This is a genomic window from Simiaoa sunii, from assembly GCF_014337175.1.
GTDB classification, from domain to species: Bacteria; Bacillota; Clostridia; order Lachnospirales; family Lachnospiraceae; genus Acetatifactor; species Acetatifactor intestinalis.
Window position 1 is genome coordinate 2,347,202 of sequence record NZ_CP060633.1, and the last position, 24,714, is coordinate 2,371,915.

The following is a 24,714-nucleotide window of genomic DNA, read 5'->3' on the forward strand; positions in this document are numbered from 1 at the left end:
TTTCTCACGCCTGCTTACGGCTGAAATACAATGCTGTGTGCGCAGGCATCTGCCTTATTCTGTCCGCAGAACACGCCTGCGATTGCCAGTCCGAAAGGAATGGAGGTTCCCATACCTCTGGAAGTGATCACATTCCCGTCAATCTCTACCGGTCCCGCAGTCACTGCCGCGCCTTCCAGATGGTCTTCAAAGCAGGGATAGGAGCAGGCTCTTTTTCCCTGTAAGATGCCTCTGTGCCCGAATATGCTCGGTGCCGCACAGATTGCCGCGATGTATTTTCCTGCTGCGTAAAAAGCATCGACCTGCTGCATCAGGGGCTCACAGGCCTCCAGATTCTTCGTGCCCAGTCCGCCGCCGGGCAGTACCAGACAATCATATTGTGTAAAATCAACCTGAGACAACGTCATATCCGCAGTCACCGGGATCTTATGTGATCCCATCACCTGTCTGTCCTCTGTAATGGACACCATATCGATGGTCAGACCGCATCTGCGGCAAATATCCACTACCGTCAGACCTTCTATTTCTTCAAACCCATTTGCCAGAAAAATTGCTATCTTACTCATGGTTTTCCCTCGCTTTCCGTTTTGTTTCCTGTCTCATCTGTAAGTCATACACTCTGACTTTGCACAGTTATGATTAGTATACACAATTTGGAGGCGTAATTCAATTCCCATGGGCAGATATTTGTAGATTTCACTGTATTTTCAAGGGAAATCATGTTATACTAAAGAAGTGTTTTTAAGTCTTAATTACAGAAGCGAGGCATTAATACTATGGAAATCGAGCGAAAGTTTACCCTGAAATCCTTACCTGATAATCTGGAAAGCTATCCTTCTCATCATATCGAGCAGGTATATCTGAATTATAATCCTGTGATCAGAGCCAGAAAACAGGATGATGAGTATTATCTTACCTACAAAGGCAGCGGCATGATGGCCAGAGACGAGAGCAATCTTCCGCTGAACGAAGTATCTTATTATCATTTACGGGAAAAAGCTGACGGCAGCGTGATCTCCAAGAGACGCTATCTGATTCCTCTGCAGCATCCCGGATTCAAAGAAGGCTTTCCCACTCCTCCCGCAGATTATTCCCTGACCATCGAGCTGGATGTTTTTGACGCCCCCTTCGCCCCTCTGATCATGGCAGAAGTAGAGTTCGGAAGTAAAGAAGCAGCAGAGGCATTTGTCCCTCCCGCATGGTTTGACAAAGATGTGACTTACTGTAAGGAATACCACAATTCCTATCTGGCGCTGGAGCTGCATCACGCACCGGAAAATTCCTGAAATGTAAATATAACGACTTGTGCCACAAAGCGCACGTTAAAATGCACGATAATTCCCATTGGGAATCCCGTGCATTTTATTTTTCTGTCTATACCACCGTAAAACAACGAATGCTTTCCTTTAACTGCCCTGCCGAGGCTGCCAGTTCCTCCACTGCATAAGAGATATCTTTCATCTCCTGCTGCAGTCCCTGGTTGTTTTTCTCTACCACTGACAGCTTTTCCGTACTGTCTCCCACAGTTGCTTCCATCTGTGTATTGGCAGTATTGACATTCTGCAGTACCGACAGCAGTTCGTCGATCTTCTGTCCGAATTCGTTCATCATTTCATCCACATGATCTGCCGCTTCATGATAGTTGCTGCCGGTATCCTCCAGTGCATCATAATCTTTCATGACTCTGGTATTCATAAATTCCAGCAGTCTGGTGGCGTTCTCGGATAGTTCCTCCACGCTCTCCACTACACGATTGCTGATTTCCTGGATATTGTTGGCAGATTCTCTGGAGCTGTCGGCCAGTTTGCGGATTTCCTCTGCCACGACAGCAAATCCACGGCCAGCTTCTCCTGCCCTTGCTGCCTCAATGGACGCATTCAGTGCCAACAGATTTGTGGTTCCGGCAATTCCCAGAATCTCTTCCGTCAGTTCTGTGATCTTGTGGATCTGCCTGCTGTTAGCTATGGATTCTGTCATAGCCGTATCAATCTCCTTCATGACAAGGGTTGCCTCCTGCTTGCTCTCCACCGCTGTCACTTTCATTTTACCGGCTTTTTCCTTGATATCCGCTGCGTAGTTTCTTCCGTTTTGGGCTACTTCCAGCATATTTTCCACCGTGTGATCCAATACACCGGTATCCTGCTGTACTCCGTCAATTGCCCCTGTCACCAGCTGCATTCCCTCGGACATTATGCCCAGATTCTGCATGGTATGATCCGCAGTGGCATTTACTTTTTCCACATTGGAGATAATGTCAGCCTGCTTTTCTTCCATCTGTCCACAGCCCTCGGTGATGGCTCTGATGATGATCTGCATCTGGGCTACCAGATCATTGATGGCAATGGCCAGTCTTCCCACTTCATCTCTCGATCCCACATGAATTCTTTTGGTAATATCTCCTTTGTTGCAACGAATCCCTTCTACCAGTTCATCTACCTGTTTCGTTGCCTTTTTCACCGGGCCGATGACCCACAGCCGCAGTCCCAGCATGATCACGATCACTACCACAAGTAATGCAATACTTGCCACGGAGATGATCCCCGGCACTCTGGCAGCACTCTGCTCCATTTGTCCCTGGGCCTGTTCCATTTCCTGCGCTGTGATCTCCAGCATCCGGTTCATGTAATTCTCGATATGTTCATTAAACATCGGAAGGTTGGATGTGGCAGATACATATGCCTGGGTTTTGTTCTCGGCACTGGTGACCAGCAGACTCTCCACCGTCTTTCTGTATTTTACCAGTTCTGCAGAAGCACTGTCCAGGGCTTCTTTACGCTCATCTCCCTCGGAAAGCAGGGCGCCGAATTCCTCTATCTGCTGTTCCATATCTGCAATATCCTGCAAAATTTTCTCAGACAGAGTATCCATGGTCACACTGTTGGTAGTCATGACATGGGTGAGCACCTGACTGTTGATATAAGTGAACTGTCTGGAAAGTCCGCTTATCTTTTCCTGCTCTGCAACCTGTTCGGATACGATCTGATCACTCATCCCGATCACACTCTGCAGCGTCCATACCAGCACTCCGACACAGCTGATCGCCGTAATTGCCAGAAGCAGCAACAGCACCATGATCTTAATGCCGATGCCGACTCCTCTTTTTCGCTTTCCTGTATTATCTTTTTTCCGTTGTCTTTTTCCCTTATCCATACCCTTCTCCTGTACGCAACGAATAAATACCATCAAAAGGGCCTACGGCACAAAAGCGCCGGGCCCTTTTTGATTAGATATGTAGAAATTAATTCTTGGCAATTAATTTTCCACCACGTTTGGATACAACATCGAAGATAACTGCTGCCAGAAGTACCAGACCCTTGACTACCTTCTGCATATTCTGATCGACACCCATTAAGGACATGCCGAGGTTGATGACACCCATCAGGACCGCACCGACGATAACTCCGGGTACCGTTCCGGTTCCGCCGTATGCAGAAGCACCGCCGATGAAGCAGGAGCCGATGGCATCCATTTCATAGTTCTGTCCGTAAGTTGGCTGTGCGGAAGTCATACGTGCAATGGTTACCATACCTGCCAGAGCTGCCAGGAATCCCATGTTCATATATGCCAGGAAGTATACCTTATTGGTATTGATACCGGATAATTTTGTAGCCTTCTCGTTACCGCCTACTGCATAGAAATAACGACCTACTGTGGTATTGGAAGTAATGTAACCGTATACCATGATGACGATCAGTACCCAGATCAGCACGCTGGGGATACCTTTGTGCTGTGCCAGGCGATAGCTGAATGTCAAGATCACAACAGCGATCACAGCTATCTTACCAATGGTAGCTCCAAGACTGGGAGCTTCATAACCCTTTTTTACCTTATCTGCTCTGTTCTTTAACTGCAGTACTGCAAAGATCACTGCTGCCAGCACACCTGCAAATACACAGGTCAGATTGATGGGGCCGTTCCCAAAGAAATCGGGGATATAGCAATCCGCACCGCCACCAAACAGATTTACGAAAGTGGTACAATCCTTAATGGATACTGTCATACCCTGCAGGACTACGTTACTCAAGCCACGGAATGCCAGCATACCTGCCAGTGTTACGATGAAAGGAGGGATTCTCACATAAGCGATCCAGAAGCCCTGGAAAGCACCGATCAGGGTACCGATCACGAACATGATCAGGATTGCCAGCCACATGTTCATCTTCATGTTCACCATGAGGACTGCACCGATGGCTCCGACAAAACATACTACCGATCCGACGGACAGATCAATGTTACCGCCGGTCAGGATACACAATAACATACCGGTTGCCAGAATGAATACATATGCATTCTGGGAGATCAAGCTGCTGACGTTCATGGGAAGCAGGATCGCTCCTCCCGTTCTCCATGCGAAAAATGCCGTAACCACGATGAGTACGAGGATCATGGTATATCTTTTAATGAAATCGAGGCCTTTTGTTTTATTCATGCCAATGCTCCTTTCTTACCGGCTGATAATATCTTGGACATGATAAGCTCCTGTGTTGCCTCACTGCCCGCCAGTTCTCCTACTATTTTTCCTTCGTTCATGACATAGATCCGGTCGCACATACCCAGTATCTCAGGCAGTTCGGAGGAGATCATGATAACAGATTTTCCTTCTGCCACCAGTTGATTGATGATGCAGTAAATCTCATATTTTGCACCGACATCAATACCTCTGGTCGGCTCATCCAGGATCAGGATATCCGGATCCGCGAACATCCATTTTGCCAAAAGTACTTTCTGCTGGTTACCACCGCTTAGATTACCCACATTCTGTTCTACCGTAGGACATTTTGTATTCAGTTTTTTCTTGTAATCCACAGCTACATTGTACTCTTTGTCTTTATCAATGACTGTATGGCTGCTGACAGCATCCAGATTTGCCAGAGTCGTGTTGATCTTGATCGGATTGCTTAAGATCAGTCCGTTTCCTTTTCTGTCTTCCGTTACATATGCCAGACGGTTCTTGATCGCTTCCTGTACGCTGCTCAGATTCACCTTTTGTCCGTTAATATACAGTTCACCGCTGATATTGGAGCCATAGCTTTTTCCGAACAGGCTCATTGCCAGTTCCGTACGACCCGCACCCATCAGTCCGGAGATTCCCACTACTTCGCCTTTTCTGACATTGAGGTTAACGTTATCCACTACCTTACGGTCGGAATACAACGGATGATGTACCGTCCAGTCTTTTACCTCCATCCGGATCTCTCCGATGTGCGGCTCTCTCTTCGGGAAACGGTCGGAGATTTCTCTTCCTACCATTCCTTTGATAATACGGCTCTCGGTAATATCGTCTTTTCCCTTCACCAGTGTCTCGATGGTAGAACCGTCACGGATGACCGTGATCTTATCCGCCACATAAGAGATCTCATTCAGTTTATGGGATATGATGATGGATGTCATTCCCTTTTTCTTCAGTTCCAGCATCAGATCCAACAGTGCTTTGGAGTCTGTCTCATTTAAAGATGCGGTCGGCTCATCCAGGATCAATAATTTAGCATTCTTGGCAAGTGCCTTTGCGATCTCTACCAATTGCTGTTTGCCGACGCCGATATCTTTTATCAATGTCTGGGGGCCTTCCTTCAGACCTACGGTCTTTAACAGTTCCGCCGCCCTGGCATTGGTTTCATTCCAGTTGATTTTGTACTTATGTCCCCGTTCATTGCCAAGGAACATATTCTCCCCGATGGTCATATAGGGGATCAGCGCAAGCTCCTGATGAATGATAACGATACCTTTTTCCTCACTGTCCTTGATCTTGTCGAATTTGCAGATCTCACCATTATAGATGATATCGCCTTCATAAGATCCGTACGGATAAATACCGCTCAGTACATTCATAAGTGTGGACTTTCCTGCGCCGTTCTCGCCTACAAGGGCATGGATCTCTCCTTCTTCCACCTGCAGGTTTACATTGTCAAGTGCTTTTACACCGGGGAATGTTTTGGTTATATTTTTCATTTCCAGTAATATCTTTGCCAATGGTATCCCTCCCAAGTCTTGTTTCCACATTATCTAATCAAACATTTAAAATCTTATTCTTGCTTTACCCATGAATACAGCAGGCGGGAAACGCCCGCCTGCCGTAAGGATCCTTACAGATCCGTGTTATTATAAATTACTGTAAATCTGCCTCTGTATAGTAACCGGAATCGATGAGCAGTTCTTTGTAGTTGCTTGCATCAGCGAACACGGGCTCACACAGATAGGAAGGAATAACGCCGGTACCATTGTCGTAAGTTGTGGTATCGTTGACAGGTGCCTCGCCGCCCTTCATGACAGCGTCTACCATCTCTACAACCTTGGATGCCAGAGTACGGGTATCCTTGAAGATGGACATTGACTGCTTGCCGGAGATCATGTTCTTAACGTTGGGCTTATCACAGTCCTGACCGGTAATGATGGGCCACTCGCCGGTGTAGTTAGCTTCCAGAGAGTTGGTAACACCAAGTGCGGTAGAGTCGTTGGAGCACAGAACTGCATCCAGTTTGGTTCCGTCTGCATAGTTTGCGGAAATGATAGCGTCCATTCTGGACTGAGCGGTCTCAGTAGACCAGTTAGCGGTTGCAACGGTTTCGAAATCGGTCTGTCCGGACTTAACTACCAGCTTGCCTGCATCGATGTAGGGCTGCAGAACATCCATAGCACCGCCGAAGAAGAATCTTGCATTGTTGTCGCCGGGGTCACCGGTTACCAGCTCAATATTGAAAGGTCCTGCTGCATTGTCCAGATCCAGCTGGTCTCTGATGTATTCACCCTGTTTGGTACCTACCATGTAGTTATCAAAGGTTGCATAATAGGTAACTGCATCGGAGTTCATGATCAGACGGTCATATGCAATAACAGGAATATCTTTTTCCTTAGCCTGCTCCAGAACGGTTCCGAGGGAATCACCATCGATGGATGCGATAACTAACATCTGGCATCCGGAGTTGATCATATTCTCGATCTGGGATACCTGTGTGGGAATATCGTTGGATGCGTACTGCAGATCCACTTCGTAGCCAGCTTCCTTCAGCTGGGCTTCCATGTTGGTACCATCCTGGTTCCATCTCTGCAGATCCTTGGTAGGCATTGCAACACCAATCTTACCGCCCTCTGTGGTGGTAGTAGTGGAAGCATCTGTCTTTGCTTCTGCAGATGTTTCTGTTTTGTTGTCTGTTGCCGGTGTGGCTGCCTGCTGTCCCCCATTGGATCCACATCCTGCAAGCATCGTAACAGCCATAGCCGTTACCAGAAGTGAGCTTAATAATTTCTTCCTCATAAAAAGTAACCTCCCTTATTTGGTTTGTTTTTGTTGCTAAATAGAGAATATCACAAATCCTATAGCATGATTTTACGACCTTCTGCACTTTTCCATCCTCTCTCCTGACAAAATTAAGGCTGTGCTAGCAATATCTTGTCTGCCGGCACAGCCTTGTCACCAAATTTTTCCTATTGTGTTTTTAGAATCTATCTCTTTTCCCCATTTTCAAAGTAAATCCAATATTATTTGGGCATTTCCGAGGGAATGTTCAGATAAACATCCTCTTTTAAATGAAATCCGCTTCCGATGATCACATCATTCATATTGTTTTTATCCACACTGATTGGTTCCAGACCAATGTACGGAACTTCATACTTTCCATTCTCTATGGTTACCGTATCTCCTTCCGGCAACGGCTCTCCTTTTGCCAGAAGCACCGCACACTCCGCTGCCTTCTGCGACATTTTTTCCACCGGTTTGTAGACTGTCATGACCTGTGTTCCCTCGACGATGCGCTGGCACGCTTCCAGGTCGGCATCCTGCCCCACTACCATAATATCTCCTGCCAGTCTCTTTTCTTTCAGAGCATGTACCACTTTGCTTGCCAGATCATCATTGCCGCACATAATGGCATCTGCCTCCGATACAACATCCATATGATCATAGATATATGCCCCGGCAAGTTCCGCTTTCCAGCCATCCGCATGCATAGAATCCAAGATCGTCACCTGATTATCCTCCATGACCTTGCGAAAGCCCCTTTCCACCATAGCAACGTTGCTGTCCACGGCAGAGCCTCCCAGCATCAGCACATTTCCGCCGGCCAGACCGTTTTCCACCAGTGCCTCTCCCATCATGGTACCTACTCTTTCGTTGTCAAACGAGATATACAGGTCAATATCTGTATTCTGCAACAGTCTGTCATAAGCAATGATCTTAATGCCGGCATCTTTCGCCCTCTGCACTTCCTCTGTTAATCCTTTGGAGTCAATGCATATCACAACGATCACGTCCATTCCTTTGTCGATGAAGTAATTGATCTGCTTTTTCTGCTGCTCCAGATCACCGTTCGCATTCTGGACATTCACTTCCGCTCCCAACTCCTTTGCCGTTGAGACGAAAATGTCACGATCCCTCTGCCATCTTTCAATGACAAAAGAGTCAAAGCTCATGCCGATCTGAATCTTATCATTCTCCGCAACTTCTCCCTGATTTTTTTCGGTCTCCAGATTTCCGCAGGCACACAGCAATAACATCATCACCAGAAGCCACGCAACACATATCCATCTCTTTTTCTTATACATTGCCCTGTTCCTGCCCCTTTCCACGGTTTTCCTTGTACTCTGTCGGTGTCACGCCCACGTTCTTCTTAAAACTGCGGCTAAAATAATTCGGATCCGAATATCCGGTTCTGGCACAGATTTCTTTCATGGAGCACTCTGTCGTCTGCAGCAGTTCTTTTGCCTTGTCCATCCTTAAATTGGTCAGGTACTCGATAAAGTTTTCCCCGGTAGTTTCTTTGAATAGTTTACTGAAATAATACGGGCTGATATTTACCTCTCTGGATACATCATCCAGGGAAATGTCTTTGTGATAGTTATTCTTAATATAATTTTTCGCCGTCTCGATAATACTGCCCGACTTTTCTTCCCTTTTATTCAGAACGTTCCGGCAGGCTTCCTTCACTTTTTCCAGGAACCATGTTTTCATGGCCGCCGGTTCCGCTATTTCCATCACCTGCGGCAGATACTCCGCACGGGAATTCAGCTGATAGATCATACCACCTTTTTCATAGGCAATGTGCTCTGACCACAGGGCAAATTCCAGCACCTTAAGCCTCATATTCATCAGATCGGAACCACTATCCACCATCCAGTCAAAAAATGCCGATGCCGATGCGGAAGCATTGTCAATGTCACCGTCCTCGACTTCCGCAAAAAGTTTTTTCTCCAGCTTCACCGGATAATTTCCACCATATTCGCATTTGATCGGCAGGTCATCCACATGTGCCACACTGCCGGTGGTCGCCACCAGTGCATTCAGCGCCTCCGTATAAGATTCCGAAGCCATCAGAAAATCTTTCGGTTCTCCGATGCCGATGCGGAAGCTGATATCCGTTCTCTTGCGCAGATATCTGGTGAGTTCTCTGGCTTTTTCAATGAGTTCGATACGCTCATTATAGTCCATCACATCTTTCTCATAAGGTACCAGCACTGCCAGTTTGTTTGCCATGACGGTACCCACAATACAGTCCAAATTTTCTTTCAGACAGTCCCTGACCTCCTGATAATGCCTCTGCATTCTGACACTGCTTCCCACCGCATTCGTCATGTGGTTTCCCTGCTGCTCATCCCCGCATACCACAGCGATCATGTAGGCATATTGCAGCGTGATCCCTAAAATTGACCGGTAATTCTCAATATCCTCGCGAAAATGCTCCTGTAATAAGATATTGTGGATCAGACCGCTTTCAATAATCGGTACGACCGTCTCCAGTTTTTCCTTGATCAACAACTCATTTTTGCGTTTCAGGCGCTCTGCATCGATTCGCTCCATTGCCTTCTGCAATGCTGCAATGATCCGGGTCTTCTCCATCGGCTTGGTAATGTACTCCATGACTCCCAGTTTGATAGCTTCTTTCGCATAATCAAATTTGTCATAAGCTGACATTACGATAAACACTGTATGATTATTGCTTCTCCGGATCTCTTTCATAGCATCGATGCCGTTGATTCCCGGCATCTGGATATCCATGACCGCAACGTCCGGACGGAAGCTCTCTGCCAGTTCAATCACACTTCTGCCGGTCTTGGCATACTGCACCTCACAGGTATCCTTGAATTCTTTTTCGATGATGAATTTCAGGGAATCGATCACGATTCCTTCGTCATCCGCCAGCATGATCTTATACATCCGTCTTTTCCCTCTCTTTTATCGGAAGATACAGGATTACTTCCGTTCCTTGATCTTTCCCGTCACTTAAAATCGTCATTACATCTTCGTTTTGCGTGAAAAGTTTTAATCTTGCGATAACGTTCCCCATCGCAATACCATTGGAACCGCCGCCTGACTGCTCTTCGTGATAATTGCCGCCAAGTACTTTTTCTATCGTATCCGGATTCATTCCGATGCCGTTATCCCGGATACTGATCCCCAGCGTATCTCCATCCACATGGTATACCTTCAGCCGGATCTTTCCCTCTCCGTTCATCTCTCTGATGCCGTGATTTACGGAATTTTCCACGATTGGCTGTAAGATCATGCTTGGCATGCAGCTGTCCAGCAGATCCTCCTCAATTTCTTTTCCATAATGGATATCCCCGGAAAAGCGGACATTCAGAATATAAATGTAATGATCCACCAGTTCCAGCTCTTCTCTGACCGTCACGATATCATTACTCTTTTTTACATTATAGCGGAAAAATTCCGCCACATTCTGTACATATTCATAGGTCCGGTCGGCGCCTTCCATCATGGCCAGCTGTGCTCCCGCATTTAACGTATTGAATAAGAAGTGGGGATTGATCTGCGCCTGCAGATACTTTAGCTGTGCATCCTTTAAGTGTGCCTCCATCAAAAGCTCTTTTTCCATTAATGAACGCCGGATTTCCATGCTCTCGCGCAGGCTTTCCAGATACTGTCTGATACTGATAAGCATCTGGTTAAATGCTCCCGTTACCACGCCGATCTCATCCTCCGACTGTACTTGTAACAGTTCGGTATCAAAGTTTCCGCCCGCTACTTCGTCAGCGGTTACCGCCAGATCCTTTAACGGACTGATGATCTCCCCGGTAAGCTTTACTACTATAGATACGCTGACCACAATGACGATGGATAATGCAATCACACTGACCATTTCGAAATTACGGAAAGCAGCCGACAGACGGCTGTAGTTCTCGGAGTTGCTGCGGAACTGTTCGTTGTTCAGACTGTAAATATAGGTATTGATATATTCATACATCTGTGTCGCGTTCTCGTACCGGACGCGGTATTTCTCTACATTTCTCCCACGCTTTGCCTCAATCGTCTGACTTACGAGATCCAGGTATTCTTCCGACAGATGCCGGATACTGCGTTCCATTCTCTGAAAGGTGGCTCCCGTCACCCCATCGCTCATATCCTGCACCAGTTGGGAATATGTCTGTTCATTCCGGTAAAATTCCTCCAGGGAATCACTGGTCTTGGAATTCAGATAATCCGTCATACTGTCCTGCACCGCCATCAGTGCATCAGATACTTCGTTCAGCCGCAGATTCCCCTGATAGACCTTATCGATCTCCGAAGACATGCTGTTGATTCCCAGAAGCAATATCACCGTCACTGCAAATACTACCAGATTCGCCAATACAAAAATGCTGCTCATCTTCGCCTGAAGAGACAGCTGTCGAAATTTTTTCCTCATGCGTACCTCACTCTGTCGCTTCCTGCGCTTGTAAATATTCACCCACGTTATTCTGATCAATAATTGTGACATCCGCCGTAAAATACTGACTGGTATAGCCAAAACGATAGTACTCCTGCAAAGCATCCACGCAGAAAGCTCCCATCTGCTCCGTGTCTATCGAGATCGTTGCATTGACTACATTTCGCTCGATTGCTTTGAGTATCGTATCGGTATCATAATACCCTAAAATTGCGACCTCGCCCACGCAGTTGTAATCTACCACTGCCTGGTAGACACAGGTGGTGCTCAATTCGTTCAGGCAGATAATGATATCCGGCAGCTTTTCATTCATAAAAATATCCCGGATGGATTCCTCCACGGAAAAAGTATTCGTATCGTCCACGGTAATTAAGGAAAGTTCTATTTCCGGTCCCCGGATTTTCTCCTGTTCCAGTGCGTCCTGAATCCCGGAGCAGACAATATTTTGTGCCGAGTTCAGTGCATGGGCATTCACCAGTACCGCTACCGTCATGGGCGCGGTACTCTCACTGACAGAAGCCAGCTTCAATACCTGTCGTCCGTATTCCCTGCCCAGATTATAGCTTCCTACACCGACAAAGCTGCAGCGTGCACTGTGCGTATTGTCACCATACAGTGTCACCACAGGGATGCCCCGTTCTACTGCTTCGTCGATCATCTGTGACATCTCGTCGCTTTCATCCGATTCTACAAAAATACCGTCTACACCGGATGACATGGCGATCCGCATAAGCTCTGCCCTCGTATACTCCTGGGACAGATGCTCGCCCAGCAGATCCACATATACATTCTCTTCCTGTCCGCGTTCAAAAGCTCCGCGGTATACGGACTGCCAGAAATCCGATTTGCGGTCTTCTGTGATCATCACATAATACCGGTCATATATTTCTCTGTCTGTTACTTTATGAAATCCCCGCACATAGGAACGAAAGATTACTGTGCATATCGAAATGACTATGATAGCAAAAGCCATAAACCCAATGACGATCCATTGTCCCTTATTACGGCCTGCCCTGTCAGTAGTACGGCTCATGTTTCTCCTCTCTCTCGCAGAAATCCGATTGCAGACTCCGCCCAATATAGATAACCATACCATAATAACGTGGCTTTTTCCATAAGACCACAAAAAAGTCCTCTTGTTTTGACAAAAATGCACTAAAAAATGCTACCTGCCATAGTTATCCGTTCAATAGTCATCCGAGATTCCCGTTTTGTAAACGAGTTTCACATTTTGAAAGCGACCTGCAAATTTTGTACCCGACTTTCCACTTTTGTAATGACTTTCCCGTTTTTTCCCTTGCTTTTATGATATAATCACCTTATGGCAGAGTATTTTTTTGCACAAAAACCGGACGTCAGTTTTGGCTTACAAATTTTGCAAGCCATAATTCACGTCTTCTGCTGTTCCTATTTCAGCCGGCGGTCTGTGCTTTATTCTGTCTTCTGGTTACTTTTTGAGAAGTCTTGCGGTGAGGTTGATGTCTTTGGCTGCAACCTCGTGGCATCTAAGCCTCTCCGCCAGGTCTTCTCCATAATAAAAGCTGAACGCTTCATACGGACTTTTTCCGTTCAGTTTCTTTCTCCGGTAGGAATTGATATGGTTCATCATCAGCTCTACGTCTGCCTGCGTCAGTTCATCAAAGCTTCTTCCTTTCGGCAGGATCCTGCGTATAAATTCATGTCCCACCTCGATCTCTGCTTTCTGGTACGGCGCACTTGGATTGCAGTAATAGATCCTCGTCCTTTGAAATCCTTTTCCATCCGGTCCGTTCTCTATACACTTGGGATTGGAAAACTCACTTCCGTTATCCGTCAGGATGACCGGAAACAGCTTCCTAAAATCCTGCCCTCCCAGCCGGTGGTACAGTTCATCATAAATATCTATCACTGACTTTGAGGTGTTCGCTTCCCGCAGGAACCCCAGCATCAGTGACACATTTACAAAATATATCGTCAGCAGGACTTTCCCTCCCTTGCTGCCGATCACGGAATCCATCTGCACCACTGCTGTGTCCGGATGCTGTTCCATATATACTTCGTAATCATGATAATTCCTTCCCACACGGCATCCACGGTCTACTTTCAGCTCCGGTTTTTTATATCTCGGACGGTACTTTACCTTTCTTGGCAGGTCTATGTTCCTGATATCAAACAGGCATCCATCCACGTAGTTGTAGAGGGTCTTTTCACTGCACATCAGTTCATCCTTATGTGTCAGGTAGATCTGATGGATAGACTGCCCCTGTTTTACCAACGGCACCAGGATTTCATTGAGTCTGGCGATTTCCCCTTCCGTAGCAAGGATCCCGCTTCGGGATTCCGATATCTTATCCGTTGCCCGCCTCTGGGCTCCCAGAGCATCGTAAACAGTTTTTGTCAGCGTACACTTCTTTACTTCACTGCATCCGTTGCATACATATGGCGGTTTAAAGCGATGGGTACATATTTCTTCTTCATAATGCTCGCAGTAACGGTTGCATATGAGTTCACACTGTTTACAGACAGCTACCAGTGGATGCCTGCAGTCATTTGTCCCACATACTTTTTTCCTCTTACATGCTTTTCTGTACTTGCAGGTATTATGCGGGTAACTTCCATAACCGGTGTCCTGTTCGATGGAATAGTTCCTGATCTCCTTTGTGATGGTAGTCCTGTCCCTTCCCAGTTTCTCTCCAAGCTCTGTGAAAGTCATGTGCTCCTTTAGTCCGCTTTCTATCTCCAGCCGGTCCTCATAATTTAAGAACTTTGCCATACTGTCTCCTTTCCCCGCCAGCTGCTGAAGTTCTGTTAAAAAACAGGAAGAACATTTCTGCTCTTCCTGCATTTGTATCGTCACTTTCACTGCTGTAATTTATTCTGTTTGTAATCAACTTTCCCCCTCACACGGGAATTTCAAAAAACTATTGAGGCCATAGTTATCCCCATTTCCACGCATGCAAATATTGATGATTTGTCCACAAAAAATACGGAAAGGAAACTATCCCTTCCGTATTCTTACAATGTGCCTTACGCTGCGTGGCACACTTTACAGTCTTCCGTATAATTTTGCCATCTTATAAATCTTTTTCGCAAGCTTAGGATCCAAAGCTTCTTTATCCATGCGCCATTTCCAGTTGCAGCCCAGTGTGGACGGTATATTGATCCTGGCACTGCTGTCCAGTTCCAGATAATCCTGCATGGGGATAACCGCTGTATCCGCGCAGCTGGACAATGCCGCCCGGACGATCTCAAAGCAGAGCTTTTTATCATTCTTATGTCCCAGATACTTCTTCGCGAACTTCTTATCCTTCTCCGGCATGTTCTGTATAAATCCTACCGTAGTATCGTTGTCATGGGTTCCTGTATAGACCACACAGTTTTTATCATAGTTGTGAGGCAGATATTCACTGTCATTTCCCGCATCAAAAGCAAACTGCAGGATCTTCATTCCCGGGTAACCTGTCTTCTTCACCAGACGGATCACGCTGGGGGTCAGGAATCCGAGATCTTCCGCGATGACCTTCTTTTTGCCCAGTTTCTTCTTCATCACAGCAAACAATTCATAGCCCGGTCCCTTCTCCCAGTGACCGTTCTGTGCCGTAGGATCTCCGTAAGGCACGAACCAGTACTCGTCGAATCCCCGGAAATGGTCGATACGGAGCACATCGTATAACTGATAGCAATATGCAATACGCTGCATCCACCATTCATAACCGGTCTTCTTATGATATTTCCAATCATAGAGCGGATTGCCCCACAACTGTCCGGTCTCCGAGAAGCAGTCCGGCGGGCAGCCTGCCACACCGATGGGACGACCTTCCCTGTCTAACTGGAACAGCTTCGGATTCGCCCAGGTATCGGCACTGTCAAAAGCTACATAGATAGGAATATCTCCTACGATCTCTATGCCCTTTTTATTCGCATAAGTCTTCAGTTCTTTCCACTGTTTTGCAAACAGGTACTGTTGGAAGCAGTAAAATGCGATCTCATCCGAGAGTTTTTTGCGGTACTTGCGAAGCGCTGCCGCTTTTCTGAGACGGATATCCTCGTCCCATTCCATAAAGCAGACGCCGCCGAATGCATTTTTTACTGCCATATACAGGGCATAATCATTCAGCCAATAGGCATTGTCCGTGATGAACTTCTGATATTCCGGTGCATCCATAAGTCCCTGTTTTTTTGCATTCTCAAATGCGATCTTCAGGACTTTGAACCGGGACAGATAGATCTTCTCATAGTCCACGTAATGTTCATTGTCTCCGAAGTCATAACCGTCACAGATCTCCTTCGTCAAAAGCCCTTCTTCGATCAGAAGCTCCAGATCGATATAGTAAGGGTTCCCCGCAAAAGTGGAAAACGACTGATAAGGAGAGTCTCCGTATCCGGTAGGTCCGAGCGGCAGGATCTGCCACAACCTGTTGCCGGACTTCTCCAGAAAATCCACAAAACGATAGCTTTCCCTGCCAAAGGTTCCGATCCCATATGCGGAAGGGATACTGGATACCGGCAGTAAAATTCCCTGTTTTCTTACGTTTTCTTTCATTGCTTTTGTATTCCTTTGATTTGATTAAAAAAAATAACTATCCAGTACTTTGCCGTCGCTCTGAATAGTTACTAAAAAATGGAAGCAAGGGGGCTCGAACCCCTGACCTTTCGCGTGTGAGGCGAACGCTCATCCCGGCTGAGCTATGCTTCCGGGTACTGCAGCAATCTTCTGCCATCCTTATTATAGCACCGGCATTCGGAATTGCAAGTACTAACAAATGCGGTTAGTGGGATTTGAACCCACACGGGTAACCACTGGCACCTAAAACCAGCGCGTCTGCCAATTCCGCCATAACCGCTTACGTGTCCACAAAAGAACACGCCTAATTATACTCTGCCACCCTTAAACTTGTCAAGCATCCTGCACGACTGGCTCTCCGATATGACAGATGACTTTCCGATAGATTCTTACCAAGAAATACGATGTTAACAGCACACTGGCTAACTCCGCAATGGGAAATGCCCACCAGATCAACGTCACTTCACCACTCAGGGACAACAGTTTTGCCACCGGGAGCAGCACACACATCTGTCTGGCCACAGATACGATCATACTGTAGACACCGTTCCCCAATGCCTGGAATACACTTCCCGCCACAATACAGAACCCGGCGAACACAAAGCTCAGCGAAATGGTCTCCAGGGCAGGCGCTCCGATGGCGATCAGACTCTCCTCCGCATCAAACATGCGCATAAGCTGTGCCGGGAAAATGTGCATCGCAAGTAATCCCACGAACATAATACCCACGCCATATGCCACACTGTGCTTGATTGTCTTAATTACACGGTCTTTATGACCGGCACCGTAATTATAGGCAATGATAGGCACCATTCCGTTATTCAGGCCAAATACCGGCATAAATACAAAACTCTGAAGTTTAAAATAAATACCAAATACCGTCTGCGCGGAACCGAATGCCGCCAGGATGAGATTCATACCGTAAGTCATCAGAGAACCGATGGCCTGTACAACTATGGAAGGCGCTCCCACCTTATAGATCTGTACAATCAGATGTCCGTTCGGTCGAAATCCTTTCATGGAAATATTCAGTTCCCGATTACATTTCAGATTAAATACCAGAGCAAGAATTGCAGCTATGATCTGCCCGATAACGGTAGCCACCGCCGCACCGGCGATTCCCATCCGGGGCATTCCGAAATAGCCGAAGATCAGGATCGGATCCAGAATAATATTAATTACCGCCCCGGTTCCCTGCGTGATCATGGTATAGAAAGTCTTACCGGTAGCCTGTAACAATCTCTCAAAGGTCGTCTGGAGAAAAATACCCATTCCCGCCACACAACAGATCGTCAGATACGTCACTCCGTACTCTCGTACTTCTAAGACTTCCGTCTGGCTGGCAAAAAAGGGGCGGCTCACCAGCAGACCGATCACCGCAAAAGCCACGTAGCTTGCAATCGCAAGAAAAATACCGTTTTGGGCAATGATATCAGCTTTCTCAAAATCCTTCTCTCCAAGAGTCTTGGACAGAAACGCATTGATACCCACTGCCGTTCCCACTGCTACGGCGATCATCAGGCTCTGGATCGGGAATGCCAGGGATACCGCACGAAGTGCGTATTCATTGATCCTGGAGACGAAGATGCTGTCCACGATATTGTACAGTGCCTGCACCAGCATGGAGATCATCATAGGCAGGGACATAGAGATCAGTAATTTGTCAATGGGCATGACACCCATTTTGTTTTCTTTGGTCTGCATAAAAGTGCTCCTTTCGCATAAAAAAAAGCCCCAAGCGGGGTTTTTGAGAATGGGAAAAATGATGTATGTTGTCAGGATATCGTAACATCAAGTGAGGCATGGGGGATTCGAACCCCCGACAACTTGATTAAAAGTCAAGTGCTCTACCGACTGAGCTAATACCCCATAATAAAAACAGGGCTAGCTGGATTCGAACCAGCGAATGCAGCAGTCAAAGTGCTGTGCCTTACCGCTTGGCGATAGCCCTATAAATATGACACCAAGCGTGCCATTACGACACTTCACTAATGAAAAAGGGTGGATAAAGGGATTCGAACCCTTGGCCTCCAGAGCCACAATCTGGCGCGCTAACCAACTGCGCTATACCCACCATGCGAGACAGTGACGGTCAATTAAGTCCTTCCTTATCTCAAATGTGCTCGAAGGGATTCGAACCCCCGACCCACGGCTTAGAAGGCCGTTGCTCTATCCAGCTGAGCTACGAACACATATCTGTCAGTCATCTGCATTAGCAAACCGACGAAGCATATTGTAACTTATCCGACATCATTTGTCAACAGTTTTGTACTAATTTTTTGAAAAATAAACACAAAACTCAAGTTACGCATCGGGGTGACAGGATTCGAACCTGCGACCCCCTGGTCCCAAACCAGGTGCTCTAGCCAAGCTGAGCCACACCCCGAGGCTGCGTCACATCGGAACCTCCGACAACGCAGGTGTAATTATAACCTAGTTTTTTTCTATCTGTCAAGAGAAAAGTTGCAGAACTCCTACGTCTGTACTACGTGTTTTACACCGGAACCATTATCGCAGATATGCAATGGTAAAATGTACTTTTTCCTCTCTATCGATCTCCATAATGGCATAAGACGGCTGACGTCCTTCCTGTCTTGGATAAGACAGGCTTCCGGGATTCACCGCAATGATATCGTCATCGATATCGATCACCGGGCGGTGTGTATGTCCATACAATACAATATCCACACCACGATCAATGGCTTCTTTTTTGATCGTCTCATTCCCCATGGAGACATAATAATTATGTCCATGAGTCACCCATACCTTATAGGGTCCGATATCCAGGGTGATCTCTCTGGGCAGATCCGAAAAAAAATCGTTATTCCCCAGCACAATATATACCGGACATTTTGCAGCAGCAGACAGGGCATACTCACTCCCCTCCGCATCACCGCAGTGGATCACCATATCCAGATGATGCATTTCCAGCACTTTGAAATAATTTTCGTTCTTTTTATGGGTGTCACTTACGATCAATATTTTCATATTTCTTAAGTTCCTCTTTCATCAGCTGCAGCGCTTTTCCTCTGTGACTGACCTGGTTCTTCTCTTCTTCTGTAAGTTCCGCGGTTGTCTTTCTGAACTCCGGTACATAGAAAATGGGGTCATATCCGAATCCGTTCTTCCCTTTTTCATCATATCCGATCCTGCCCTCAATCGTAGCGCGGGTCGTCAGTTCTCTTCCGTCCGGTAAAACAGCGGCAATGGCACACACGAATCTGGCTGTCCGTTGTTCCTCCGGCACCCCTTCCAGTCTCTGGATCAGATTTTCGTTTTTCACAGAATAAGGAGTATCCTCTCCCAGATATCTTGCAGAGTATATCCCCGGTTCCTTATTCAGATAGTCAATCTCCAGTCCGGAGTCATCCGCCATGACGATGTCATTCGTAAACGCCGCCACCGCTCTGGCCTTGATCAAAGCATTTTCCTCGTAGGTTTTTCCGTTCTCGTCAATATCTGCCATAATCCCCGCATCTTTCATGGATACCACCTCCATTCCGGTGTCCTCCATGATCATTCGGATCTCTTTGATCTTACCGGCATTGCCGGTTGCAAATACGATTCTTCCCTGCATATTCCACTCCTCACCGCATATGATCCATCATTGCGTATTAGTATAAACCTCGTTAATAGCTTCCGCAATACCTTGTGCAAGCTTTTTTTGATAGTCTTCCTGTATCAGCAGTTGTCTCTCAGCAGCGTTCGTCACATACCCCAAAGAGATTCTGGCTGACGGGATTGCGATCTCCCACAGGACATCTTCCTCTGTTGCCGGGAAAAGTCCCACTGCCCGATTGCTGGCTGCCACCGTAACCTGCCTTGTAACGCAATCGGCCCACTGAAGGTTGCCGAACTCCGGAATATAATATTCATCATTATATTCTCCGCTGATCCCATAGACCGACGTATTCTCCGGATCTGACGACAATCCGATCTCCAGATACAGATCTGCTCCAACCCAGTCGGCGAACTGCCTTCTTGCCTCTTTCGTAACATCGATATCCTCTGTACGGGTAAGATATACCTTCACCTGCCGGTCTTCCATCAGCTGGGCTGTCTGTCTGGCAACACTGAGCGCCACTTCTTTTTCCTGACAGCCGGAAGCCGTCACACCGAGATCTCTGCCGCCTCCCACAGGATCCAATACCACGATCCTGTCATAGAGTTCCTTGGGGCTGACATAATCGACCCATAAACTTCCTTCTTCCAGAGTGCTGTGATATTCCAGCACTTCCCGCATCGAAAGTCTCAGCAGTACACCTTCGTTCTGTGCCTCGCAGATTCCTTTTTCCACAGGATTCAGATCTCCTGTGATCCTCCGTTCCTTATAGAATGCTTTTCTTCCGTTTTCTATGTAGATCCAGAGTTCCTTCTCCATGTAATGGTTTTCCACCACTACATTCTCCGCTTTCGTCCCCGATTCCAGTGGTATACAGATCTGTCTGTCGGCTTTTTGATCCGTCTGCATGGGCAGCTGCATCTCTCCGGTCTGTTCCGTCCGGTATTCCGGGACCAGTTCTCCCTGCTCCTGGCTTCGTGCGGAAATCACCACCGTCTTGTGCGCCGCTGTCCATAGCATTGCTACCATGGAAAATGTTCCCAACAGGAGCCAGAGGATCAATGTCACCTTCCTATTTTGTTTTTGGTCTCTGATTTGCAATCGTTTCTTCATGAAAGGTTATATTTCTCTTCTCTTCGGCGGCTTCGGTCCCAAAAACTGGTAATAATAGGTTTTCATCATTCCGTTATAGATCTTCCTGTTCTTGTCTGCTTTCCGTCCGATATCTTTCTCTGCCTGCTCGTAAGCAGTGATCAGATACATGCTCCAGGAGTCCAGTTCACGAAAACGTTCCCCTATGGTACGGTAAAGTGCCGGCATCTGGCTCTTATCCTGCAATCGTTCTCCGTAGGGCGGATTAGTTATAATGAATCCATACTTTTTCGGATGATGGAGATCTTCCACGCCTCTTCTCTGAAAATGGATCAGCTTATCCACACCGGCCATACGCGCATTTTCCCGGGCTATTTTTACCATATCCTCATCAATATCATATCCCTGGATATCCGTCTCCACTGACAGGTCTACCATCTCTTCCGCTTCATCGCAGGTATCATACCATATTTTCTTTCCTACAATATGTGGCCATTCTTCTGCCGTAAAGCTCCGGTTCCTGCCGGGGGCCATATTGGCCGCCATCATGGCTGCTTCTATCGGAAACGTACCGCTTCCGCAAAAAGGATCCACCAGGATCCTTCCTCCGTTCCAGGGAGTCAGCATGATCAGCGATGCTGCCAGGTTCTCCGCAATGGGGGCTTTTGCCGTCAGCTTCCGGTATCCTCTCTTATGCAGGGATTCTCCGGTACTGTCCAGTCCCACCGTCACTTCGTCTTTCATAAGAAACACTCTGACCGGAAAGCTTGCACCATCCTCCGGGAACCAGGAGATTTCATATTGTGATTTCAACCGGTCCACCATGGCTTTTTTCATAATAGACTGGATATCCGAAGGACTGAATAATTTGGACTTTACGCTGGCCGCTTTTGCTACCCAGAACTTACCGTCCTTAGGAATGTAATCTTCCCAGGGCAGACTTTTCGTTCCCTGAAACAGTTCCTCAAATGTCTCTGCGTGAAAGCTTCCGATCTTGATCAGAATTCTCTCCGCTGTGCGCAGAAAAATATTAGCTCTGCATAAAGCTTCTTCATCACCGAAAAAAGTCACACGGCCATCTGCCACATCCGTAATATCATATCCGAGATCTGTAATCTCTCTCTTAAGCACCGATTCCATACCGAAATGGCAGGGGGCGATCAATTCAAAACGTCTCATTCGTTCCTCCGTATCTCAATCAAACATAGGAACATTATATATGCATTCCAAAAATATGTAAATAGGGGCATTCCTACGAACGCCCCTGACTTCTTATGCACAAAAACTAGCAGTTCTTATTCTGCTCCTTATTCTCGCTCTGATCCCTATTCTGGTTCTTACTCTGATTCTTGTTCTGATTCTTACTGCTCTGCTTATTCTGAGAGTTCTGGTTCTCGTCATAAGAGTTACTATACTTGTTCTCGTTGTTCTGATCGTAATTATTAGACATATCTGTGACCTCCTAACAGGATTTTTAGTTACAGGAGTAGTATGTCTATTTTTCACAAAAATATGCTTTTAAATTTATGGTACTTTAGAACCAATTTTTATCTTGCATTTTTGTGACATTAGTACTATAATCATAAATGTGAATAGAAGAACCCTTCATGATTCTATTTGCACCCTTATGTATTATTTATTTATACTCCCCTCAAAAGAGCCATCAGCTTCCCCCTGATGGCTCTTTTATTATCGTTATTTATCAGTTCAGCCAGTCTCGAAACAGTTTTACCAAAAACAGTACTACCAGAATCGGGATCAATACCGGTGCCAGGAAGGATAGTACTGAAAATACCGCGCTGATCACCAGTACCACCACAAGGATCCCCAGAATAATCCAGACCCAGCCTGGCAGCTTCGCTAATACATCTGCCATTTTACTCCCATGGGTGCCATATTCGCCATTACCGTCTCCGTTATAACTGTGATGTACCGTCGATCCTGCCGCTTCTCTGTATTCTCCGTTTCCATAGACGGTATTACGATAGCCGGACCGATTATCACCACCATTGGTCTGAATGATCGTACGCGCAATCAGTCTCGGATCTCCCAGGCTCTCCAGTACTTCCTCTTCCGTACGGCCCTTCCGGATCTCCGTATTAATATAGTCTTCGTAATAATTGACATTATCCATAACCAAGCCGGGGGACACACGTCCGTTCAGTGCCATCCGCAGCCGGTCTATAAAATCCTGTTTGTTCATACTAATACAGCTTCCTCCATTTACCTCATTATTTTAGCATGACATAAGTACTACGTAAATATACGGAGTGGGAAGTATTTCTAAAACTTTTCTAAAATGAAATACAAAAAACCCCGGAGACATCATCTCCGGGGCCTTAGATGTACGTGACAGGATTCGAACCCACGACCTTCTGGTCCGTAGCCAGACGCTCTATCCAGCTGAGCTACACGTACATTCACAGGTTTTCGCCTGCAACAGTATGTATTTTAACTGCTGCAGATGAAAATGTCAATAGAATTTTTTAATTTTTTCAAACAATTTTATTATCAGCAGATTTTTCCGATGCCGGTACGACTTTCGCATCATACTTTTCCAGAATAGCCTGCTTGAACTCTTCGTAATTATCCTCATCATCGTAGCAGGCGTATTCAATCTCCAGCGGTTCCTCCGTCTTCATCAGAAGCATTCCCAAAAGAGACTTCGCATCCATTGCGGTCTTCTGAATACGGATATCGATCGCATCATCAAATTCATTGCAGGTATCCACAAAATGTCTGATTTCATCCTCCGAATGGAAGGTAATATATAGTTTTTCTCTCATCCTTCGTTCTCCCATCTGTCCGCTTGCGGACACCCCATACCTTTGTATATTATGCCGTCAAACGCATAAGTCTATCCCCACGCGCTGGTCAAACGTGGAGATGCGCGTCTTTAGCGTGCTGCCAGTGCCTGTGCGATATCCTCACGCATATCCAGCACGGCCGCGCGGGAAGCATCTGCATAATTCTGCTCACCGAACTGTGCATACTTCTCCTGCTGGTATGCGGCAATGATGCCACGGGAGGAGTTGATGATGGCACCCAGTCCGTCTTCATTGAAGAAGTGTACCAAATCTGCACCCTTACCGCCCTGTGCACCGTAACCGGGCACCAGGATAAATGCCTTGGGCATTACCTTACGAAGCACTTTGCCTTGCTCAGGATAGGTTGCGCCTACCACAGCACCTACATAGCTGTAAGAATCACCCATGCAGTCAGCTCCCCAGGCTGCTACCTTTTCTCCCACCAGCTCATACAGCGGTCTGCCGCCCACCAACTGATCCTGGAACTCGCCGCTACTGGGATTGGAAGTCTTCACCAGTACGAAAATACCCTTTTTCTCTTCCTTACAGATCTTCACAAAAGGATTCACGCCGTCGGAGCCCAGATAAGGGTTTACAGTCACGAAATCCTCATCAAAACCGTAATAGCTCCTGCTACCTACCTGTACTTTTCCCAGATGTCCTACTGCATATGCTTCGGAAGTGGATCCGATATCACCACGTTTGATATCGCCGATGACGATCAGACCTTTTTCTTTACAATAATCCACGGTCTTTTTAAATACCACCATACCGGGAATGCCGAACTGCTCATACATTGCTACCTGAGGCTTCACAGCGGGTACCAGATCATAAATTGCATCCACAATACCCTTGTTATACTGCCAGATTGCTTCTGCGGCACCTTCCAGGGTCTCACCATACTCAGCGAAAGCCGCCTTTTTAATATATTCCGGCACAAATTTCATCATAGGATCCAGTCCTACCACGATCGGTGCGTTGGTTTCTTTGATTCGAGTGATCAGTTTGTTGATCATATTTCCTCCGTTCTGCAATCATTTTCATTGCATTTTA

General features: G+C 46.7%; 21 protein-coding genes and 8 tRNA genes. 1 reads left to right on the forward strand and 28 read right to left on the reverse strand.

Features of this window, described 5'->3' with window-relative positions; translation table 11 throughout:
- Positions 1-14: 14 nt before the first annotated feature.
- The gene (locus H9Q77_RS10750) at positions 15-566 is read right to left on the reverse strand and encodes a DJ-1 family glyoxalase III (RefSeq protein ID WP_118550431.1); all 552 of its coding nucleotides are present in this window, start codon (positions 564-566) and stop codon (positions 15-17) included.
- A 210-nt stretch (positions 567-776) separates the two neighbouring features.
- Between H9Q77_RS10750 and H9Q77_RS10755 the strand changes: the two genes are divergently transcribed.
- Positions 777-1,286: a CYTH domain-containing protein gene (locus H9Q77_RS10755; protein WP_249325513.1), complete on the forward strand. Its 510-nt coding sequence runs from the start codon at positions 777-779 to the stop codon at positions 1,284-1,286.
- A gap of 88 nt (positions 1,287-1,374) precedes the next feature.
- On the opposite strand, the gene H9Q77_RS10760 is transcribed toward H9Q77_RS10755, so the two are convergent.
- The 27 genes from H9Q77_RS10760 to pyrF all read right to left on the reverse strand — a co-directional run bounded on the left by H9Q77_RS10760 (position 1,375) and on the right by pyrF (position 24,677).
- Positions 1,375-3,150, reverse strand: a complete 1,776-nt coding sequence (locus H9Q77_RS10760) for a methyl-accepting chemotaxis protein (RefSeq protein ID WP_249325514.1) — start codon at positions 3,148-3,150, stop codon at positions 1,375-1,377.
- 88 nt (positions 3,151-3,238) lie between these two features.
- Positions 3,239-4,429, reverse strand: a complete 1,191-nt coding sequence (gene mmsB / locus H9Q77_RS10765; RefSeq protein WP_118547129.1) for a multiple monosaccharide ABC transporter permease — start codon at positions 4,427-4,429, stop codon at positions 3,239-3,241.
- Positions 4,426-5,970, reverse strand: a complete 1,545-nt coding sequence (gene mmsA, locus H9Q77_RS10770; protein ID WP_118550429.1) for a multiple monosaccharide ABC transporter ATP-binding protein — start codon at positions 5,968-5,970, stop codon at positions 4,426-4,428. Before mmsA ends, mmsB begins: the two co-directional genes overlap by 4 nt.
- Positions 5,971-6,106: 136 nt before the next feature.
- Positions 6,107-7,252 carry a multiple monosaccharide ABC transporter substrate-binding protein gene (gene chvE / locus H9Q77_RS10775; protein ID WP_249325516.1) on the reverse strand — a complete coding sequence of 382 codons (1,146 nt, stop codon included), beginning with the start codon at positions 7,250-7,252 and terminating at the stop codon, positions 6,107-6,109.
- 224 nt (positions 7,253-7,476) lie between these two features.
- Entirely contained in the window at positions 7,477-8,538 is a 1,062-nt protein-coding gene (locus tag H9Q77_RS10780; RefSeq protein WP_249325517.1) for a sugar ABC transporter substrate-binding protein, read from the reverse strand.
- Positions 8,531-10,147, reverse strand: a complete 1,617-nt coding sequence (locus H9Q77_RS10785) for a response regulator (RefSeq protein ID WP_249325519.1) — start codon at positions 10,145-10,147, stop codon at positions 8,531-8,533. Before H9Q77_RS10785 ends, H9Q77_RS10780 begins: the two co-directional genes overlap by 8 nt.
- Positions 10,140-11,636 carry a sensor histidine kinase gene (locus H9Q77_RS10790; RefSeq protein WP_249325521.1) on the reverse strand — a complete coding sequence of 499 codons (1,497 nt, stop codon included), beginning with the start codon at positions 11,634-11,636 and terminating at the stop codon, positions 10,140-10,142. The genes H9Q77_RS10785 and H9Q77_RS10790 overlap by 8 nt, the downstream gene beginning before the upstream one ends.
- A gap of 7 nt (positions 11,637-11,643) precedes the next feature.
- Positions 11,644-12,690, reverse strand: coding sequence for a substrate-binding domain-containing protein (locus H9Q77_RS10795; RefSeq protein ID WP_249325523.1), 1,047 nt, complete (start codon positions 12,688-12,690; stop codon positions 11,644-11,646).
- A gap of 414 nt (positions 12,691-13,104) precedes the next feature.
- Positions 13,105-14,409, reverse strand: coding sequence for an IS30 family transposase (locus H9Q77_RS10800; RefSeq protein ID WP_069432380.1), 1,305 nt, complete (start codon positions 14,407-14,409; stop codon positions 13,105-13,107).
- Positions 14,410-14,682: 273 nt separating this feature from the next.
- Positions 14,683-16,179: a 4-alpha-glucanotransferase gene (gene malQ, locus H9Q77_RS10805; protein WP_249325524.1), complete on the reverse strand. Its 1,497-nt coding sequence runs from the start codon at positions 16,177-16,179 to the stop codon at positions 14,683-14,685.
- 79 nt (positions 16,180-16,258) lie between these two features.
- Positions 16,259-16,332, reverse strand: a tRNA-Val gene (locus tag H9Q77_RS10810).
- A gap of 68 nt (positions 16,333-16,400) precedes the next feature.
- Positions 16,401-16,480 (reverse strand) — tRNA-Leu (locus H9Q77_RS10815).
- Positions 16,481-16,533: 53 nt separating this feature from the next.
- The gene (locus H9Q77_RS10820) at positions 16,534-17,904 is read right to left on the reverse strand and encodes an MATE family efflux transporter (RefSeq protein ID WP_249325526.1); all 1,371 of its coding nucleotides are present in this window, start codon (positions 17,902-17,904) and stop codon (positions 16,534-16,536) included.
- Between the two features lie 92 nt (positions 17,905-17,996).
- Positions 17,997-18,069 (reverse strand) — tRNA-Lys (locus H9Q77_RS10825).
- A 10-nt stretch (positions 18,070-18,079) separates the two neighbouring features.
- Positions 18,080-18,151, reverse strand: a tRNA-Gln gene (locus H9Q77_RS10830).
- A 49-nt stretch (positions 18,152-18,200) separates the two neighbouring features.
- Positions 18,201-18,274, reverse strand: a tRNA-His gene (locus H9Q77_RS10835).
- Positions 18,275-18,318: 44 nt separating this feature from the next.
- Positions 18,319-18,392: transfer RNA gene (locus tag H9Q77_RS10840), tRNA-Arg, on the reverse strand.
- 119 nt (positions 18,393-18,511) lie between these two features.
- Positions 18,512-18,586 (reverse strand) — tRNA-Pro (locus tag H9Q77_RS10845).
- A 122-nt stretch (positions 18,587-18,708) separates the two neighbouring features.
- Positions 18,709-19,188 (reverse strand): metallophosphoesterase family protein, encoded by a 480-nt coding sequence (locus H9Q77_RS10850; protein ID WP_249325527.1) that lies wholly within the window; start codon positions 19,186-19,188, stop codon positions 18,709-18,711.
- Positions 19,166-19,777, reverse strand: coding sequence for an XTP/dITP diphosphatase (locus tag H9Q77_RS10855; protein ID WP_249325529.1), 612 nt, complete (start codon positions 19,775-19,777; stop codon positions 19,166-19,168). The genes H9Q77_RS10850 and H9Q77_RS10855 overlap by 23 nt, the downstream gene beginning before the upstream one ends.
- 27 nt (positions 19,778-19,804) lie before the next feature.
- Complete coding sequence (locus H9Q77_RS10860) at positions 19,805-20,875, reverse strand: N-acetylmuramoyl-L-alanine amidase family protein (protein ID WP_249325531.1); 1,071 nt, start codon at positions 20,873-20,875, stop codon at positions 19,805-19,807.
- Between the two features lie 6 nt (positions 20,876-20,881).
- On the reverse strand, positions 20,882-22,033 hold the full coding sequence (locus tag H9Q77_RS10865; protein WP_022154246.1) for a THUMP domain-containing class I SAM-dependent RNA methyltransferase: 1,152 nt from the start codon (positions 22,031-22,033) through the stop codon (positions 20,882-20,884).
- A gap of 106 nt (positions 22,034-22,139) precedes the next feature.
- A complete protein-coding gene (locus tag H9Q77_RS10870) occupies positions 22,140-22,304 on the reverse strand; it encodes a hypothetical protein (protein ID WP_249325532.1) in 165 nt (54 codons plus the stop codon).
- Positions 22,305-22,556: 252 nt separating this feature from the next.
- A complete protein-coding gene (locus H9Q77_RS10875) occupies positions 22,557-23,057 on the reverse strand; it encodes a DUF1700 domain-containing protein (RefSeq protein ID WP_022154244.1) in 501 nt (166 codons plus the stop codon).
- A gap of 141 nt (positions 23,058-23,198) precedes the next feature.
- A tRNA-Arg gene (locus H9Q77_RS10880) sits at positions 23,199-23,272 on the reverse strand.
- Positions 23,273-23,349: 77 nt separating this feature from the next.
- Complete coding sequence (locus tag H9Q77_RS10885; protein ID WP_249325533.1) at positions 23,350-23,640, reverse strand: HPr family phosphocarrier protein; 291 nt, start codon at positions 23,638-23,640, stop codon at positions 23,350-23,352.
- A gap of 110 nt (positions 23,641-23,750) precedes the next feature.
- Complete coding sequence (gene pyrF, locus H9Q77_RS10890) at positions 23,751-24,677, reverse strand: orotidine-5'-phosphate decarboxylase (RefSeq protein WP_249325535.1); 927 nt, start codon at positions 24,675-24,677, stop codon at positions 23,751-23,753.
- Positions 24,678-24,714 lie beyond the last annotated feature (37 nt).

Coding starts and splice junctions, on each gene's coding strand:
- H9Q77_RS10750 (WP_118550431.1), bottom strand. CDS start 566: ATGAGTAAGATAGCAATTTTTCTGGCAAATGGGTTTGAAGAAATAGAA.
- H9Q77_RS10755 (WP_249325513.1), top strand. CDS start 777: ATGGAAATCGAGCGAAAGTTTACCCTGAAATCCTTACCTGATAATCTG.
- H9Q77_RS10760 (WP_249325514.1), bottom strand. CDS start 3,150: ATGGATAAGGGAAAAAGACAACGGAAAAAAGATAATACAGGAAAGCGA.
- mmsB (WP_118547129.1), bottom strand. CDS start 4,429: ATGAATAAAACAAAAGGCCTCGATTTCATTAAAAGATATACCATGATC.
- chvE (WP_249325516.1), bottom strand. CDS start 7,252: ATGAGGAAGAAATTATTAAGCTCACTTCTGGTAACGGCTATGGCTGTT.
- H9Q77_RS10780 (WP_249325517.1), bottom strand. CDS start 8,538: ATGTATAAGAAAAAGAGATGGATATGTGTTGCGTGGCTTCTGGTGATG.
- H9Q77_RS10785 (WP_249325519.1), bottom strand. CDS start 10,147: ATGTATAAGATCATGCTGGCGGATGACGAAGGAATCGTGATCGATTCC.
- H9Q77_RS10790 (WP_249325521.1), bottom strand. CDS start 11,636: ATGAGGAAAAAATTTCGACAGCTGTCTCTTCAGGCGAAGATGAGCAGC.
- H9Q77_RS10795 (WP_249325523.1), bottom strand. CDS start 12,690: ATGAGCCGTACTACTGACAGGGCAGGCCGTAATAAGGGACAATGGATC.
- H9Q77_RS10800 (WP_069432380.1), bottom strand. CDS start 14,409: ATGGCAAAGTTCTTAAATTATGAGGACCGGCTGGAGATAGAAAGCGGA.
- malQ (WP_249325524.1), bottom strand. CDS start 16,179: ATGAAAGAAAACGTAAGAAAACAGGGAATTTTACTGCCGGTATCCAGT.
- H9Q77_RS10820 (WP_249325526.1), bottom strand. CDS start 17,904: ATGCAGACCAAAGAAAACAAAATGGGTGTCATGCCCATTGACAAATTA.
- H9Q77_RS10850 (WP_249325527.1), bottom strand. CDS start 19,188: ATGAAAATATTGATCGTAAGTGACACCCATAAAAAGAACGAAAATTAT.
- H9Q77_RS10855 (WP_249325529.1), bottom strand. CDS start 19,777: ATGCAGGGAAGAATCGTATTTGCAACCGGCAATGCCGGTAAGATCAAA.
- H9Q77_RS10860 (WP_249325531.1), bottom strand. CDS start 20,875: ATGAAGAAACGATTGCAAATCAGAGACCAAAAACAAAATAGGAAGGTG.
- H9Q77_RS10865 (WP_022154246.1), bottom strand. CDS start 22,033: ATGAGACGTTTTGAATTGATCGCCCCCTGCCATTTCGGTATGGAATCG.
- H9Q77_RS10870 (WP_249325532.1), bottom strand. CDS start 22,304: ATGTCTAATAATTACGATCAGAACAACGAGAACAAGTATAGTAACTCT.
- H9Q77_RS10875 (WP_022154244.1), bottom strand. CDS start 23,057: ATGAACAAACAGGATTTTATAGACCGGCTGCGGATGGCACTGAACGGA.
- H9Q77_RS10885 (WP_249325533.1), bottom strand. CDS start 23,640: ATGAGAGAAAAACTATATATTACCTTCCATTCGGAGGATGAAATCAGA.
- pyrF (WP_249325535.1), bottom strand. CDS start 24,677: ATGATCAACAAACTGATCACTCGAATCAAAGAAACCAACGCACCGATC.